The 659-nt window shown below is 44.5% G+C and carries 1 protein-coding gene; it reads right to left on the bottom strand.

Annotated elements, in window-relative coordinates:
• On the bottom strand, nucleotides 1–659 hold a 659-nt coding region (locus NUW87_RS11450; RefSeq protein WP_269028652.1), incomplete at both ends, for a Ty3/Gypsy family RNase HI domain-containing protein.

Genomic DNA, 659 nt, shown 5'->3' with positions numbered 1-659 from the left:
GGGCCTTGTTCTGTAGTTGTTGAATTAGATGCAAACTTTTGGGGTCTTGCAGCCATTCCTGGTGCACAGCTTGCAGCCAATCAGGTACAATGAAGGAAAGAGAAAAAAGGGATCCTTCGTCTTCATATTTCCGGGACAGTGCATCCGCCACTACATTGTCTTTGCCCTTCTTGTAAATGATCTCATAATCATATCCAAAGAGCTTAGTGACCCATTTTTGTTGCTCCTGGGAGGAAATGCGTTGTTCCAGAAAGTATTTGAGGCTTTGATGGTCTGTCTTAATTTGGAATCGTTGCCCCAAGAGATAAGGACGCCATAATTCAACTGCATGCAGAATCGCCAACATTTCTTTTTCATAAATAGGTTTGCCCAGATTCTTTTCAGACAGTTGCTTGCTAGTGAAGGCCAAAGGTCGACCCTCTTGCATAAGGACAACGCCAATTCCTTTCCCTAAGGCATCACATTCCAACACAAATGTCTTTGTGAAGTCGGGAAGGGCCAGAACCGGAGTGGTGCACATGGTCGTCTTCAAGGTTTGAAAAGCTTGAGCAGTTGCTGGAGTCCAAGTGAAAGAGTTCTTTTTGAGGAGAGTCGTGAGAGGTGCTACAATCTTTTCGTAGTTCTTAACGAACTTGCGATAATACCATGTGAGGCCCAAA

The sequence above is a fragment of the Corynebacterium pilbarense genome (assembly GCF_026930265.1).
Lineage (GTDB): Bacteria > Actinomycetota > Actinomycetes > Mycobacteriales > Mycobacteriaceae > Corynebacterium > Corynebacterium pilbarense.
This window is presented reverse-complemented; position numbering and strand designations above follow the sequence as displayed.